At 65.1% G+C, this 15,847-nt stretch carries 13 protein-coding genes and 1 tRNA gene; 9 read left to right on the forward strand and 5 right to left on the reverse strand.

Annotated elements, in window-relative coordinates; translation table 11 throughout:
- Positions 1-16 precede the first annotated feature (16 nt).
- Together ACFUCV_RS10790 and ACFUCV_RS10795 are read right to left on the reverse strand one after the other, a co-directional pair.
- A complete protein-coding gene (locus tag ACFUCV_RS10790; protein WP_380815455.1) occupies positions 17-724 on the reverse strand; it encodes a response regulator in 708 nt (235 codons plus the stop codon).
- Positions 721-2,415 (reverse strand): ATP-binding protein, encoded by a 1,695-nt coding sequence (locus ACFUCV_RS10795; RefSeq protein WP_380815457.1) that lies wholly within the window; start codon positions 2,413-2,415, stop codon positions 721-723. Before ACFUCV_RS10795 ends, ACFUCV_RS10790 begins: the two co-directional genes overlap by 4 nt.
- 127 nt (positions 2,416-2,542) lie before the next feature.
- On the opposite strand from ACFUCV_RS10795, the gene ACFUCV_RS10800 reads away from it, so the two are divergent.
- Complete coding sequence (locus ACFUCV_RS10800; protein ID WP_380815460.1) at positions 2,543-3,925, forward strand: cation:dicarboxylate symporter family transporter; 1,383 nt, start codon at positions 2,543-2,545, stop codon at positions 3,923-3,925.
- A 67-nt stretch (positions 3,926-3,992) separates the two neighbouring features.
- On the opposite strand, the gene ACFUCV_RS10805 is transcribed toward ACFUCV_RS10800, so the two are convergent.
- Both ACFUCV_RS10805 and ACFUCV_RS10810 read right to left on the reverse strand, forming a co-directional pair.
- Complete coding sequence (locus ACFUCV_RS10805; RefSeq protein ID WP_380815461.1) at positions 3,993-5,651, reverse strand: DUF6297 family protein; 1,659 nt, start codon at positions 5,649-5,651, stop codon at positions 3,993-3,995.
- Between the two features lie 18 nt (positions 5,652-5,669).
- Positions 5,670-6,413 (reverse strand): ATP-binding cassette domain-containing protein, encoded by a 744-nt coding sequence (locus ACFUCV_RS10810; RefSeq protein ID WP_380815462.1) that lies wholly within the window; start codon positions 6,411-6,413, stop codon positions 5,670-5,672.
- Positions 6,414-6,640: 227 nt separating this feature from the next.
- Here ACFUCV_RS10810 and ACFUCV_RS10815 point away from each other — a divergent pair, with 227 nt between their 5' ends.
- The 8 genes from ACFUCV_RS10815 (at position 6,641) to ACFUCV_RS10850 (ending at position 13,926) form a co-directional block, all read left to right on the forward strand.
- Positions 6,641-7,522: a ParA family protein gene (locus ACFUCV_RS10815; RefSeq protein ID WP_380815464.1), complete on the forward strand. Its 882-nt coding sequence runs from the start codon at positions 6,641-6,643 to the stop codon at positions 7,520-7,522.
- A gap of 13 nt (positions 7,523-7,535) precedes the next feature.
- Positions 7,536-8,408 carry a segregation and condensation protein A gene (locus tag ACFUCV_RS10820; protein WP_380815558.1) on the forward strand — a complete coding sequence of 291 codons (873 nt, stop codon included), beginning with the start codon at positions 7,536-7,538 and terminating at the stop codon, positions 8,406-8,408.
- Positions 8,405-9,004 (forward strand): SMC-Scp complex subunit ScpB, encoded by a 600-nt coding sequence (gene scpB, locus ACFUCV_RS10825; protein WP_380815466.1) that lies wholly within the window; start codon positions 8,405-8,407, stop codon positions 9,002-9,004. The genes ACFUCV_RS10820 and scpB overlap by 4 nt, the downstream gene beginning before the upstream one ends.
- 46 nt (positions 9,005-9,050) lie before the next feature.
- Entirely contained in the window at positions 9,051-10,112 is a 1,062-nt protein-coding gene (locus ACFUCV_RS10830) for a pseudouridine synthase (protein WP_380815468.1), read from the forward strand.
- A 7-nt stretch (positions 10,113-10,119) separates the two neighbouring features.
- The gene (locus tag ACFUCV_RS10835; RefSeq protein WP_380815470.1) at positions 10,120-11,223 is read left to right on the forward strand and encodes a prephenate dehydrogenase; all 1,104 of its coding nucleotides are present in this window, start codon (positions 10,120-10,122) and stop codon (positions 11,221-11,223) included.
- Entirely contained in the window at positions 11,220-11,951 is a 732-nt protein-coding gene (gene cmk, locus ACFUCV_RS10840) for a (d)CMP kinase (protein WP_380815472.1), read from the forward strand. The genes ACFUCV_RS10835 and cmk overlap by 4 nt, the downstream gene beginning before the upstream one ends.
- Before the next feature lie 195 nt (positions 11,952-12,146).
- A complete protein-coding gene (gene der / locus ACFUCV_RS10845; RefSeq protein WP_380815474.1) occupies positions 12,147-13,703 on the forward strand; it encodes a ribosome biogenesis GTPase Der in 1,557 nt (518 codons plus the stop codon).
- Positions 13,704-13,852: 149 nt separating this feature from the next.
- A tRNA-Pro gene (locus ACFUCV_RS10850) sits at positions 13,853-13,926 on the forward strand.
- 88 nt (positions 13,927-14,014) lie between these two features.
- Here the strand turns inward: ACFUCV_RS10850 and ACFUCV_RS10855 are convergent.
- Positions 14,015-15,820: an acyl-CoA dehydrogenase gene (locus ACFUCV_RS10855; protein WP_380815476.1), complete on the reverse strand. Its 1,806-nt coding sequence runs from the start codon at positions 15,818-15,820 to the stop codon at positions 14,015-14,017.
- Positions 15,821-15,847: the final 27 nt, after the last annotated feature.

Raw genomic sequence — 15,847 nt, forward strand, 5'->3', positions numbered from 1 at the left:
GGCGGTGGCTTCCCGTTTAGCCTGGTGGGGAGTGGTGCCAGCTGTATTGAAGTTCCGGACGCCCGGGGGAACCATGCCGGGGTGCCTTGCTTGCCGAACCCGTCTCCACCAGATGGTCCAGGTACCGTCTGGCCGTGACGCGGGACATGGACAATCCTGCCGCCGCGTCCGTGGCCGAGACCGGACTATGTTGCGTGCGCAGCCAGTCGGCGATGGCCCTGAGGGTCTCCGGCAGCATCCCCTTGGGCAGGTCAAGCCTTCCCGTGGGGCGCAGCTGGGACAGGGCCCGGTCGATGGCGTCCTGGGAGGTATGGCTGCGCCCCGCCAGCACGGCATGGTAGTTGCTGTAGCTTTCCAACTTGTCCCGGAAGGCGGCAAAGGTGAAGGGTTTGACCAAATAGGCCGTAATGCCCAGGGCAATGGCCGAGCGCACCACCTGCACATCCCTGACCGCGGTAATGGCCACAACGTCCGGGACCAGGCCCAGGCCGTGGATGCGGCGCAGTAAATCCAGACCGTGCCCGTCGGTCAGGTTCAAATCCAACAGGATCAATTGCACGGCAGGGCTTGCCGGATCATTGAGGAACGCCAATGCCGCGCTCATGCCGTTTGCTTCAGCCACCACCTGGTAGCCTTCCAGGCGCCTGACGTAGTCCGCATGGGCTGCGAGCGCAATGGGTTCATCGTCGACCACGAGCACCGTGATGGGGGCTGCAATGTTCATGGCGTCTTCCCCAACCGAACCTCGTCAGGCAGGGGAACGACGGCGGTCATGACGGCACCGCCGTCGTTCTCCCCTGAAATGGTGCCCCCCAGGGCGTGGGCGGCGCGGCGGATCAAGGCCATGCCATAGCCGCGGCCTCCCGGCGCCACCGAGTTTTTCGCCGTGGTCCCGATCCTGCCCAGGACGTCGAGATTGGTGGTGGGCAGGCCTGGGCCGTTGTCTGCCACCGTCAGGGTGAGCATGCCATCGGCCACCAGCAGATCCACCCAGACCGTGGGGTTGGCGCTGTGCGACGCGGCGGCGTCCATGGCGTTGTCCACGAGGTTCCCCAGCAGGGTCACCAGTTCCCGGGGGTCGAGCATGTCCGGCGGCAGGGTGCCGGTGGCCGTCAATTCAAGGCGCACGCCGCGTTCATCGGCCTGTGCCCGTTTGCCCAGCAGCAGGGCAGCCAGAAAGGGTTCATCAATGCTGCCCACAAAGTCGCCGCCCAGGTGCAGGTTTTCGGCTTGTTCGGCGGCGGCGAATTCCATCGCTTCCCTGGGCTTGTCCAGCTCGATCAGGGAAATGATGGCGTGCAGCCGGTTGGCGTGTTCGTGCGTTTGGGAGCGCAGCGCCTCCACGAGCGTTTGGGTGCTGCTGAGCTTCCCGGCCAGTGCCGTCAGCTCGGTGTGGTCGCGCAGGGTGGCCACCGTCCCGGCGGGGGAAAGGTGGCCTGGAACGGTGGCCTCCCTTTGGCTGACCACCAGCAGACGCCCGCCGGCCAGGTGCACCTCGTCGGTGGCCAGGCGTCCGCTGCGCAACAACTCGTGCAGTGAATCGGGCAGCTTCAAGGCCGCCAGCTCAATGGCCTCCGCTTGACCGGGTGCCCGCCGCGAACGGGCAGCTGCGCCCGCGCCCCCGGTCTCTGCTGCGCCCGCGGTCCCTGCCGGCCGCGTGGATCCGGGCAGCTCAAGGCCCAGCAGCCGGGCCGCGTGGTCGTTGTAGAGGACCAGTTGGCCCTGCGTGTCCACCAGCACCAGCCCTTCGCGCACGGAATGCAGCACCGACTCGTAATAGGCGAAGAGCTGGGCCAGCTGCTCCGGACCCCAACCAAAGGTCACCCGCTTCAGATACCGGCCCAGGGACCAGGCCAGCAGCGACCCCACCAGCAACAGCGCCGCGGTGAAGGCAAGCACCGCCGGGATCCGGGCCGTCACCAGGAGTTGTACATTGTCCAGCGTCACGCCCGCTGCAACCATGGCCCGCACCGTGCCGGTGGAGTCCTTGACGGGAACAATGACGCGCACGGAGGGCCCAAGGGTCCCCGCCGAGATTTCCACATGGGTGCTTCCAGCCTGGGCCTGCATGATGGAACCAACATAGGGCTTGCCGATTTGAGTCGGGTCGGGGTGCGTCCAGCGGATGCCCCGTGGATCCATGATGGTGACAAAGTCAACGTCCGCGTCGCGCATCACGGCCTGGGCGTACGGCTGCAGTTGGGCTGTGGGATCGGCGGCTGCGGCCGCCTCGAGCACCAGGGGTGAATCGGCCAGCGTGGTGGCCACTGAAAGCATGCGTTGGCGGGTTTGTTCCTGACTGCGGGTGCTGGTGTCGGAAACCAGGATCGCGGCCAGGCCTGCACTCAAAAGCAGCACAAAAATTAGGTTGGCCACCAGCAGCCGGCCGGCGATGCTCCAGCTGCGCCACAGCATATAAACCCCTTCTTGCGACCAATATGAACACAACGGTGAGGCAGCTCACTTTTGCGGGCAGTCTTGTGTGAGGCGGATCGCACGCCCCACCACCCCATGCTAATCACCAGCGACACAAGGAGTCACCATGAGCTCTCAAGGACGAGGGACAACCGCCGCGGCGAAGCCATCGCGGCGCAGAATGGACAAGACGCATTGGCTGTACATTGCAGTGATTGCGGCGGTGGTCCTGGGGGCCGCCATTGGCCTGCTGGCCCCGGAACTGGGCAAGGCCCTCAAGCCACTGGGAACAATGTTCATTGCGCTGATTAAAATGGTCATTGCGCCCATCATTTTCTGCACCCTGGTCTTGGGTGTCGGATCAATAGCCAAGGCGGCGACGGTGGGCAAGGTCGGCGGCTTGGCGTTGGTGTACTTCATGGCCATGTCCACTGTCGCGCTGGCCATTGGCCTGCTGGTGGGCAATGTCATCCATCCCGGTTCCGGATTGAAACTCCAGCCCTACGAAGCGGGCAGTGGAGCGGAAGAGAACTCCACGGTTAAGTTCCTGATGGGCATGATTCCAGGTGACATCCCCGTGCTGCCCACCTTGGTGCTGGCGCTCATGGTCGGTTTTGCCGTGCAATCCCTGGGCAAGGCCGGTGAACCGGTGCTGGTGGGCATCAGGCACATCCAAAAAGTGGTGTTCAAGCTGATGACCATGATCATGTGGCTGGCCCCCGTGGGCGCCTTCGGTGCCATTGCCGCCGTTGTGGGTGCCACGGGCTGGGCGGCCATTGGCTCCATGGCCATCCTTATGGGCGCGTTCTATCTGACCTGCGCGCTCTTCATTGTGCTGGTTCTTGGCTCCATTCTGCGCTTGGTCACTGGGCTGAACATCTTCACCCTGATGCGTTACCTGGGCCGTGAATACCTGCTGATCTTCGCCACCTCCTCCTCCGAATCCGCGCTGCCGCGCCTGATGGCGAAAATGGAGCACGCCGGAGTCTCCAAGCCGGTGGTCGGGATCACCGTCCCCACCGGCTATTCCTTCAACCTTGATGGCACGGCCATCTACCTGACCATGAGCGCGCTGTTCATCTCCACGGCCATGGGCCTGCCCATGGATCTGGGCGAACAAATTGGCCTGCTGGTCTTCATGGTCATTGCCTCCAAGGGTGCCGCCGGCGTCACCGGTGCCGGCCTGGCCACGCTTGCCGCCGGATTGGCCGCCCACAAGCCGGTGCTGCTGGACGGCATGGGAGTGATTGTGGGCATTGACAAGTTCATGTCCGAGTGCCGTGCCTTGACCAACTTCACCGGAAACGCCGTCGCGACCTTGCTGATTGGCAAGTGGACCCGCGAATTGGATCTGGACAAGGCCCGTGAGGTCCTCGGCGGCCGGGACCCCTTTGATGAGCTGTCCATGGAAGAGGACGGCCACGATGCCGGTCCCGCGGGGGGCACCGAGGGTGGTTCCGAGGCAGCCGGCGATCATTCCGCCGCGCCGCGCGTGCCTTTGGGCGTCTAGGCCCGCACACCCTTGGCCGTTGAAGCAGATGCAGCACCGCCGGAGCAGATGCAGCGCAGCATCGGTTTCAACGGTGCTGCATCTGTTTCGACGGGGGCGTGGCTTTCACCGGCCCGTCCCGGCGCAGGCGCGTGCCCCACGCAAACCCCAGCCACGTCAGTGCCAGCTGCGCCGCGAAGGCAAAGGGCGGGACCCCGCCGGAAACCAGGCAGATCAAAACGGGCAGCAGCACAATCAACGTCAAATCAGGTCCGGCTAAAAAGGATTTGACGGCCCCGGTGGGAATGGGTCCGGTGGGGGAGGCGACGGCGGGCATGTTCCAGTCAGGGGCCGGTTTGAAGGCAGCACGCAGGGTCGCTGCCCCCAGGCCCGGGCCGGCCAGCGTCGCCAGGGCAAGGAGTGCAGGGGATCCCACGCCCAGGATCAGCAGCAGGCCAAGGCAGAGCGCTGCCCAGAGGGTCATGGCCACGCCGGGAATGACGTAGTGCACCAGCCGCACAGTCTTCGCCGGCAGCGGCATCAGCGCATCAACGGCCGGGTTGCCCGCCGAGAAACGCGCAGTGGCCCCGAGGGTGGTTGCCGCGCTGTGTGCGCACAGCACCAGCGCCGCGGCAATCAGCACGGCATTGCCAAGAAATTCCACCGACGCCAGCGAGGCTGGAATTGCAGCCAGCACCAGCACCCGCAGCAACGCGGCCGGGGAGCGCAATGCCATGGTGGCGTGGGTGCTCAGAAGCGTTTTCAAGCTGCGGGCACGGGCGCTGCCCCCGGTGAAGACCAGCTTCAAGCGGACCCTGCTTTTGCCCTCGGCCGGCCCGGCGCCCAAGGAACGGGTCAGCTCCGTGGCGTCCATGGACAGCAAGGAACTGGCCGCATAGGCTCCGGCAGCGGCACCGGCCTTCAGCTTGGCAGTGGTGATGCGCTCAAGGTTGGCGTACACCACTGCCAGCAGCCCCAGCGCAAGGGCCAGGATCAGCAGCGGCCACCGTGCGCCGTCGGCCACGAGAAGGGGCCAGCTGGTGGGCAGGTACCCCAGCCAGGCGGTCTGGGTTCCGGTGATGGCATCCGTTCCGGCAACGTTGTTGAACAAGGCGGTGCCCACCAGGGTCAGCGGCCCCACCACGGTGATGGCAGCCATCGCCTTTCCCAACCAGGCCCCCGAGCCGGTGACCTGGCACCAGGCGGCCAAGCCGTAGAGCAGCCAGGCCAGACCCGCCCCGCACAGCGCCGCCAGGGCAATGTTGCCAGGTGCCGCTTCTGCAGACATGCCCAGTGACAGCGGGAGCACCACGATCACGGCCGCAATGGTGGGCCACAGCAGCGACTTCAAAAATCCGGGCGTGATGAAACCCCTCCGGCGCACCGGCAACTCCAGCCACCAGGCCGTCTGTGGCAATGTCATGGCAATGGGACCCAGGGTCATTTCCACCGCCAGCAGTGCGGCCGCAAGTGTCAGGAGCACCGTTGCAGCGGCCTGCAGCAGGGACACCGAATGAAAGCCAGGGGCGACGGCGGATGCCAGCAGCGCGGATTCGTCACCAACGCCCAAACTGCCGCGAAGGGCCACCACCAGCGCCCCGGCCATGGTGAGCAACGTCAACGCGCCCAAAATGGAGGTGTACACCTCGGAGACGAGTTCCATGAGGCCGCCCTCCGTGCGGCTCAGGCCCGCCCGGAAGGTGTACCGGCGGATCTCCCTGGCGCTGAAGCGCTCGCTTGTCTGCATGGTCGCCATGGTCTGGATCTACTCGGCGTGGGGGTTCTCGGAGGCGAGGGACACTGCAGCCTGCCGGGGGGTCATGGACTGGACGGTGTCGGCAATGAACAAGGCCTTCGTGGCCACCGTGGCAAGGAACGCCGGATCGTGGGTGACCAGCAGCAGGGCCAGGCCGGCGTCGACCTCCGCCCGCAACCGGGAGGCGAGCCTGTGCCGCATGGAGGTGTCCAGCCGCTGCTCGGGCTCATCGAGCACCAGCAGCGAGCGCGGCCGCACGAACGCCGCGGCCAGGAGCATGCGGCGCCGTTGCCCCGAGGACAGGTTGTAGGGACGCGACTGGGCCTGCGCCGAGAGCCCAAAAAACTCCAATTCGCCGGCAATCACTTCCTCCACCTCGTGCACACCGTGCCCGGCCGCGACGATGGCCAGGTGCTCCTGGACTGTCAGGGCCGGGAAAAAGGCGTCGTCATCAAAGACCACTGCCACTTCGCGGCGGAAATCAAGGGCCCTGTCATCAACTTCAGCACCGTTGATCAAGGCGGTGCCGGAAACCGGCTCAAGCTGGCCCACCACTGTCTTGACCACTGTTGACTTGCCGGCGCCATTGGGTCCCACCAGGGCCAGGGCCTGGGCGGCGTGCAGGCTGAAACTGACGGCGCCACACACTGCCTGGCCCGCATAGCCGGCCTGCAGCCGCTCCGCGCGCACCAAATCCTTGCGTTCCGCCCCGTGCGGGGGGTTGCTGTCCGGGACCCTCGTAGCTTTGCTCATCACTTGGAAGTATAAACTTGGCGGAGCGGGCATCCGGGTCCGGCAGCCGTAATTGGGCCCGGGCGGCAGGGCCCCCGCCGCAAGCTTCTGAGAAAACGTTCAGCTTCAGCTAGAGGGTCAAGGCTCAAAAGCTTTCGCGGTGGATGTCCAAAACATGCCCTCCGCTAGCGGTAACCTAGAAGGTGGCAGTGGCGAATAGGATTAGTGGCGAAAGTGTGGACTGACAGGTGAGCAACGAGCAGGGTGCAACGGCACTTGCCGGCGAGGATGTATTGGGCCCCACGGGTCGGCCCTTGACGGAATTTCCCGAGCCTCCCATTCTTTCCTCCCACGGACCGGCGCGCGTGATTGCCATGGTGAATCAAAAGGGCGGTGTGGGAAAAACCACCTCGACCATCAACTTGGGTGCCGCCCTGGCCGAATCCGGCCGCAAGGTGCTCCTGGTGGACCTGGACCCGCAGGGCGCCTTGTCAGCAGGCATGGGAGCCAATCCCCACGAGCTGGACATCACCGTGTACAACGTCATGATGGACCGCAAGGTCAACATTGATGACGCCATCATCCACACCGACATTGCCAACATTGACCTGCTGCCGGCAAACATCGACCTTTCCGCCGCCGAGGTGCAGCTGGTCAATGAAGTGGCCCGCGAACAGGTGCTCGCCAGTGCCCTGCGCAAGGTCGAGGACAACTACGACGTGGTGCTCATAGACTGCCAGCCCTCCCTGGGCCTGCTCACCGTCAATGCGCTCACGGCCGCCCACGGTGTGATCATTCCGCTCATTTGTGAATTCTTTGCCCTGCGCGCAGTGGCCCTGCTGGTTGAAACCATTGAGAAGGTTCAGGACCGGCTCAATCCCGGACTGCAGGTCGACGGCGTACTGGCCACCATGTACGACTCCCGCACCCTGCATGGCCGGGAGGTCATTGCCCGATTGGTGGAAGCCTTCGGTGACAAGGTTTTTGAAACCGTCATTAAGCGCACCATCAAGTTCGCAGACGCCTCCGTGGCTGCCGAACCCATCACCTCCTATGCGGCAAACCACCCCGGCGCCGACGCCTACCGCCGCCTGGCCAAGGAACTCATTGCCCGCGGTGGTTCCCCCTAAATTGAGCACGACGATGCAGGCCGCGGGGATCGCGGTGGAGCAGGTGCCCCGGGAACGGCCCGGAACCTTGCGTTTTGAGGTGCAGCTGGATAATTTCAGCGGACCCTTTGATCTTTTGCTGGGGTTGATTTCCAAGCATGAGATGGATATCACGGACGTGGCACTGGCCACTGTGACCGACGAGTTCATCAGTTATCTCAAGGCCCTGCAGGGTCTTGGCCAGCAATGGGCCCTGGATGAAGCCAGTGAGTTTTTGGTGCTCGCCGCCACGTTGCTGGATTTGAAGGCTGCCCGGCTTCTTCCGGCCGGGGAAGTGGAGAGCGACGACGATCTGGCACTTCTGGAGGCACGTGACCTGCTCTTCGCCCGGTTGTTGCAGTACAAGGCGTTTAAGGAAATTGCCGCCCTCATGGGTGCCGAACTGCAGCGCGAAGCACAGCGCCATCCCCGCCAGGGCGGCCTCGAGCCGGAGTTCGCAGCCCTGCTTCCCGAATTGATCTGGCGCCACAGCCCGGCGCAGTTCGCGGCCTTGGCTGCCCAGGCGCTGGAACCCGCGCCGCCGCCGGACACCACGGTCGCGCTGGCCCACCTCCATGCGCCCGTTGTCAGCGTGGCTGAGCAGTCCGCCCATCTGGTGGCGTTGCTGACGGCCGGGATGCCCAGCGACGCCGGGCAGAGGGCTTCGTGGCGCAGCCAGTCCTTGACCTTTGCGCAACTCAGCGCCAACGCTGAAACGTCCATGGTCAAAGTGGTCCGCTTTCTGGCGCTGCTGGAGCTTTTCCGGGACCAGTGCGTGTTGTTTGAGCAGGAGCGGCCGCTGGGGCCATTGCGGGTGCGGTGGTGCGCTGCGGGCGCTGCGGCGCCATCGGGGGTGGACCAACCATGACGGACAGCCCGGAAGCCGCCACGCAGGCGCATCTGCGCGCCGCCCTCGAGGCGGTGCTGATGGTGGTGGAGGAGCCCGTGACGGAGGAGGCTTTGGCCTCGGTGGTGGGCTTGCCCACAGCTGAAGTCCATAAGCTGTTGTGCGAACTGGCCGAGGAGTACGACGGCTATACTACAAGGAGTGGCACTGTACCGGTGCGTGGCTTTGAACTGCGGCAGTTGGCCGGAGGATGGCGTGTTTACTCGCGTGCCGCGTACGCCGATATTGTGTCGCACTTTGTTGTGGACGGCCAAACAGCCCGACTCACGCAAGCGGCCCTAGAGACTTTAGCGGTGATTGCCTACCGCCAGCCAGTATCCCGGGCCCGTGTTTCCGCCATTCGGGGCGTGAACGTGGATTCCGTGGTGAGAACGCTCGTGCAGCGTGGACTGATTGAGGAAGTCGGCACCGATCCGGTGTCCGGGGCATTCCTGTACCGGACCACTGCATACTTCCTGGAACGGATGGGATTGGGAAACGTCGATGAGCTGCCGCACATTGCGCCCCACCTTCCCGGTCTTGAAAACCTTCAGGATTTCAACGAACCACAGCTATAGCACCGTCTGACACCATTTTTTTGATATTTCTTTAAGGATTTAACTTATGACACCGTCACCCCGCTCCGGGAGCACTTCCGGAAACAACCAGCCGCGTGGCGGTAAGCCGCGCTCCGGCGCCCCGAAATCCGGCGGCTTCAAGTCCGGCGCCCCCAAATCCGGCGCCCCCAAATCCGGCGGCTTTAAATCCGGCGCCGCGAAGTCCGGCGGCTTTAAATCCGGCGCCCCGAAGTCCGGCGGCCGGAAGCCCAGCCAGACCGGCGCCCGTCCGTACAACAATGAGCAGTACGGCACCACCGTCCGGCCCACCAAGAACCGCCCCACGGAACAAAACCGCCGTCCCGAGCGCACCACCGACGATGTCGACATGCACAATGCCGAGGGGGTTCGCCTGCAAAAGGTCATGGCCATGGCGGGTGTGGCTTCACGCCGCCTGTGCGAGGACATGATCATGGAAGGCCGCGTACAGGTGGACGGCGTGACTGTCACCCAGCTGGGCCTGCGCGTCGATCCGGAAACCGTGGACATTGCCGTGGACGGCATGACCATTCAAACCAACGAGTCCCTGGTGTACATGGTCTTTAACAAGCCCAAGGGTGTTGTCTCCACCATGGACGACCCCGAAGGCCGCCCCTGCATCAGCGACTTTTTAAAAAAGCGCCAGACGCGTGAGCGTTTGTTCCATGTGGGCCGTTTGGACACCAGCACCGAAGGGCTGCTGTTGTTGACCAACGACGGCGAACTGGCCAACCGCCTCAGCCACCCCAAGTACAACATTCCCAAAACCTACTTGGTGCAGGTCCGCGGTCCCATGGCCCATGGTGTTGGCGCCCAGCTCAAGGACGGCGTTGAACTCGAGGACGGCTGGCAGAAGGTGGATTCCTTCCGCCTGGTGGATTCAACCCCCGGCCACGTGTTGGCGGAGGTCGTGCTGCACTCGGGCAAGAACCGCATTGTGCGCCGCATGTTCGACGCCGTCGGCTACCCCGTGGAGCGCCTGGTGCGTGTGAAGTTTGGTCCCGTCGCCCTGGGCGATCAGCGTCAAGGCAGCGTCCGCGTGCTGGGCCGCCATGAAGTTGGCTACCTGCTTGCAGACGTGGGGATGTAATCGGCGGATGAATCCTTCGCACTTGAGCGGCCCGGTGCTGGTCCTTGGCAGTGGACTGCTGGGGGCCAGCATTGGTTTGGGGCTGCGGGCCCGCGGCATAGAGGTGTTCCTCAGCGACCCCTCACCCTCGGCCCAGGCCGTGGCCGTGGACATTGGGGCCGGACGCGCCTTCGACCCTGCCCAAAGCCTGTCTCCCCAGCTCGTGGTGGTGGCCGCGCCGCCGGATGTCACGGCAGGCGTCGTCGCCGGCGCGTTGGAACGTTACCGGTCCGCCGTCGTGGTGGACATTGCCAGCGTCAAGGGTGCCATTTTGGCGGAGCTCGAAGCCATGGACTCGCTGGGCGGCGATGGGCTTTCACGCTATGTGGGGACCCACCCCATGGCCGGACGGGAACGCTCGGGGCCTGTGGCTGCCCGCGGCGAACTATTCAACTCCATGCCCTGGGTCCTGTGCCCCACGCAGCACAGTTCCGCGCAGGCGGTGAAGGTGGCGCACTCGCTGGCCATTGATCTGGAGGCAGTGGTGTTCCGCTTCAGCGCCGCGGAGCACGACGCCGCCGTGGCGCTGGTGTCGCATTTGCCGCAGGTCATGGCGTCGCTGGTGGCCAGCCGATTGCAGGACACGCCGGGACCGGCCTTGTCCCTTGCTGGCAACGGCCTGCGGGACGTGACCCGGATTGCTGCCAGCGATCCGGCGCTGTGGGTGCAGATTCTGGGCGCCAACGCCCCCAAGCTGTTGGAGATCATGCAGGGAGTGCGGAGCGACCTTGACCGGTTGATCAACACCCTGAGCGCGCCCACGGCCCCCGGGGCCCGCCTGGACCTGGCCCAGCTCATGGCCGAGGGCAATGCCGGGCAGAGCAGGATCCCCGGCAAGCACGGCGGCCCGGCCCAGCAGTATTCCTGGCTGAGCGTGCTGGTCGATGACAGGCCGGGACAAATTGCGCTGCTGCTGACCGAGATCGGTGAGATCGGGGTCAATGTGGAAGATCTGCGGCTGGACCACTCGGCGGGGCTGCAGGTGGGCATGGTGGAATTGTCGGTGTTGCCCTCACGCCGGGTGGCGCTCGTAAACGAATTGACGGCACGTGGTTGGAAGGTACTTCAATGAACACTGCACAGGCAACACCGGAAAACCCGGAAGAACCCTTCCGGGTCGGCAAGCCCCTGGTCGTGGCAGTCGACGGGCCCTCGGGTTCGGGAAAATCTAGTGTCAGCAAGGCGGTGGCCAAGCGCCTGGGGCTGGCGTTCCTGGACACCGGCGCCATGTACCGCAGCGTGGCCTGGCACTGCCTCAATGGACGCATCGATCTGCAGAACGCCGCGGCCGTCGAGGCTGCGGCACGCACGCTTGCCATGGAGCAGACCCTGGACCCGGAAACGGAGCTGTTCCGCGTCAACGGCATCAACGTCACCGATGCCATCCGCACCCCGGAGATCTCCGCGGCAGTGAGCGCCGTGGCCACCAACCTGGGCGCCCGCGCCGAACTGGTGCGCCGTCAACGGGCCATCATCGCCGAACACCACCGCCGCATTGTGGTGGAGGGCCGGGACATCACCACGGTGGTGGCCCCCGACGCCGAGGCGCGTCTGATCCTCACCGCCAGTGAGGAGGCGCGCCTGCGCCGCCGCGGGCTGCAATTGGGCGGCACCCAGAGCGCCGCCCAGTTGACCGAGCAGGTGCTGGCCCGTGATGCCAAGGACGCCACGGTGGCGGATTTCCAGCGCGCGGCCGACGGCGTGTTCACCGTCGACTCCTCGGATTTGGACTTTGCCCAAACCGTCGATGCCGTCATCGCAGTCGTGCGCCGTGCCGTCCATGCGGACCCGGCTGCATAAGGGTGCGGCGCCGGGCCTGAAGGGACCCGCCACGGCCGGACCGGGGCGGGTCCGCTTGGCTCCGTGCTTCAATGGACCAGGCAGCCAAAAACAACCGCCTGCGGCTGGCGAACCGTGTTTTGCGCGGCCTAGACCGCAACCGGGCAGCAATTGCCCTGCACCACCACCCATCTTCACAGCAAAAGGACAGCAACAATGAGCGAATCAACCTCAGCCAAGCCCGCAGGCGCCGGTGAGCCTGGCAACCAGGACTACGAACCCACCGGAACCGACCAAATTGCCGAGCGCCTGGCGGCGATCTCGGACGAGGATGCCGAAGCACGCGCCGCCGGCCTGCTGGCCGGCCTTGCCAACTACGAACTCGATGATGAAGATGCCGCCCTTTTGTCCGGGGAGTTCGACGACGGCACCGGGGCGGATGCCTTCCGGCAGGACCCGGTGCTGGCCATTGTGGGACGGCCCAATGTGGGCAAGTCCACGCTGGTGAACCGCATCCTGGGCCGCCGCGAGGCAGTGGTGGAGGACACCCCGGGCGTGACCCGGGACAGGGTGCAGTACACCGCCGACTGGAACGGGCGCAACTTCACCCTGGTGGACACCGGTGGTTGGGAGCGTGACGCCCGCGGTTTGGATCTGCGTGTTGCCGAGCAGGCGGAAGTGGCCGTGGAAATGGCCGACGCAGTGCTTCTGGTGGTGGACGCCATTGTGGGCATCACGGCCTCGGATGAGGCCATTGTGCGGATGTTGCGCAAGTCCAAAAAGCCCGTCATCCTGGTCGGCAACAAGGTCGATGACATTGTGCAGGAAGCCGACGCCGCAACCCTGTGGGGACTTGGCCTGGGCGAGCCCCACCCGGTCTCGGCCGTGCACGGCCGCGGTGTGGCCGACATGCTGGACAGGGTCATGGATGTGCTGCCGGAGTTCTCCGCCGTGGCCGGCGTCGAGCGCTCCGGCGGGCCGCGGCGCATTGCCCTCATTGGGCGTCCGAACGTGGGCAAGTCCTCGCTGCTGAACAAGCTGGCCGGCTCCGAGCGTGTGGTGGTTGACAATGTCGCCGGAACCACCCGCGACCCGGTCGATGAGCTCATTGAGCTGGGGGAGCGCACCTGGCGTTTTGTGGACACCGCCGGCATCCGCCGCCGGGTGCACATGCAGCAGGGGGCCGATTTCTACGCCTCGCTGCGCACCCAGACAGCCTTGGAAAAAGCCGAGGTGGCGGTGGTGCTGCTGGCGGTCGATGAGATCCTCAGCGAACAGGATGTGCGCATTCTCCAGCTTGCCATTGAATCCGGCCGCGCCCTGGTGCTGGCATTCAACAAGTGGGACTTGATGGATGACGAGCGCCGGAAGTATCTGGAACGTGAAATTGAAACGGACCTGGCGCACGTGGCCTGGGCCCCGCGGGTGAACATCTCCGCCAAAACCGGCTGGCACAAGGACAAGCTGGTGCCCGCTTTGGATTTGGCGCTGGAAAACTGGGACCGCCGCATCCCCACCGGCCGCCTGAACGCGTTCCTGGGCGAACTGGTCTCCGAGCATCCGCACCCGGTGCGCGGTGGCAAGCAGCCCCGGATTTTGTTTGGCACCCAGGCCTCCAGCCGTCCGCCCAAGTTCGTGCTCTTCACCACCGGCTTCCTCGATCCAGGCTACCGCCGCTTCATCACCCGGCGTCTGCGGGAGACGTTTGGTTTTGAAGGCACCCCCATTGAAGTCAGCATGCGCGTGCGGGAAAAGCGCAGCCGCAAAAAATAACTTCGCATCCCCCGGGCGCCCACTGCGCCCGGGGCTGCCGCATGAGATGCCCGTCACAGCCCAAGTGGTCAATGCGGGTCCAAATATGGGGTAAACTTTTTTGCGGTGGTTCGGCCAAGGGAGATACAAAAGCCCTGGGGACGAACTTTCGGGCTGTAGCGCAGCTTGGTAGCGCACTTGACTGGGGGTCAAGGGGTCGCAGGTTCAAATCCTGTCAGCCCGACCGAGGACAAACCGCTCAAACACTGGGATTTCCCGGAGTTTGGGCGGTTTTTTTCTGCCCAAATGCCGCGGCGGAAGCGCAGTGTCCTTTACGCCATTGGCGCAGTGGGCCTGGGCCAGGCGCTGGAGAGGGCCGAAGCGTCCAGGGCAAAAAGGTCCCCCGATCCGGCGGTGGCCGCCCCCAGCAGCGCCGAGCACTGCGGCAGCAGCTGCTGGGCATAAAACCTTGCCAGCACCAGTTGCGTATGTGCCCGCTCCGGCGTGCAGCTGGCGGCTGCTGCCAGCGCACCGCGGGCCAGCAGCCAGGCACTGCTGCAAAGGCCCCACATGCGCAGATAGGGGGTGGATCCGGCCAATGCGGCTTCCACATCCGCAGCTGGCCTCTGCAGCATCCAAGTGGTGGCCTGCTCCAGGGCGTCGAACTGCCCTGCCAGGGCGGTGCGGATGCCGGCAAAGTCGGGTCCGGCCGCGTCCAGCTCCACCTCAATGGCCCGCATGGTGGCCAAAAATTCAAGCACGGCGGCACCCTTGCGGACCGGAAGCTTGCGGGCCACCAGATCGGCGGCCTGAATGCCGTTGGTTCCCTCATATATGGCGGCAATCCGCACATCGCGGACATGCTGGGCCACCCCGGTGTCCTCGATGTATCCCATGCCGCCGTGGATTTGCATCGCCAGGGAGGTCAGTTCATTGCCCACGTCGGTGCCAAACGCCTTGCAGATGGGGGTGAGCAGGGCGGCAAGCTCCGCAGCGCGCACCCGTGCTGCGGGGTCAGGATCATGGTTGCTGCGGTCCACGCAGCCGGCGTTGTAAAGCATCAGGTAGCGCAGCCCCGAGATGGATGCCCGCTGTGTCAGCAGCATCCGCCGCACATCCGGGAAATCAATGATCGCCGACCCGGCAGCGGCAGCTCCGGCACCCTGGCCCTGGCGGCGCTGCCCGGCGTACTCCAGCGACTGCTGGTAGGCACGTTCCGCCAGTGCCAGCCCCTGCACGCCCACCGCCAGCCGGGCACTGTTCATCATGACGAACATGATGCGCATGCCCTCGTTTTCCTCCCCCAGCAGGTGTCCCGTGGCATCTTGATAGGCCAACACGCAGGTGGGGGAGGCGTGGATGCCCATTTTGTGCTCCAGCGACACTGTGGTGACGTTGTTGCGCATCCCCAGGGACCCGTCGTCGTGCACGTGATGCTTGGGGACCAGGAAGCAGGAGATGCCGCGCGTTCCGGCGGGCGCGCCCGGGGTGCGCGCCAGAACCAGGTGGACGATTTGTTCACTGAGGTCATGGTCGCCATAGGTTATGAAGATTTTCTGTCCGCTGATGCCGTAGCTGCCGTCCTCCCTCCGCACGGCCCGGGTGCTTAACGCGCCCACGTCCGAACCTGCCTGCGGCTCCGTCAGGTTCATGGTGGCTGTCCACTCGCCGCTGACCATGCGGGGCAGATACCTGTCCTTGAGTTCCGTGCCGCCGTAATGCAGGAGGGCTTCAATGGCGCCCTGGGTCAACAGGGGGCACAGCGAGAAGGCCATGTTGGCCCCTGTCAGCAGCTCCTGAAGGGCAACGCCAATGGTGTGCGGGAATCCGCCGCCGCCATATTCCTCGGGCAAAGGCACGCAGCCCCAGCCGGCCTCCACGTAGCGGGCATAGGCCTGCTTGAACCCGTCCGGGGTCGTGACGGTGCCGTCGCGTTCCAGCCGGGACCCCTGCGCGTCCCCGGAACTGTTCAGGGGCGCCAAAGCCGAGGCCGCAAATTCGCCGCACTGCGCCAGAAGTTCCACCGCCGTGGCCAGCTCGGCATGTTCAAAGCCCGGGAGCCCGGCAATGAAGGGGTAGTCCACCACGTGTTCCAAGGCGAAGGCTAGATCGGCAATGGGGGGCTGATAGGCGCTCATGCTGGTCAGCGTACAGTTGCTGCGCGC

The sequence above is a fragment of the Specibacter sp. NPDC057265 genome, from assembly GCF_042668835.1.
GTDB lineage: Bacteria > Actinomycetota > Actinomycetes > Actinomycetales > Micrococcaceae > Specibacter.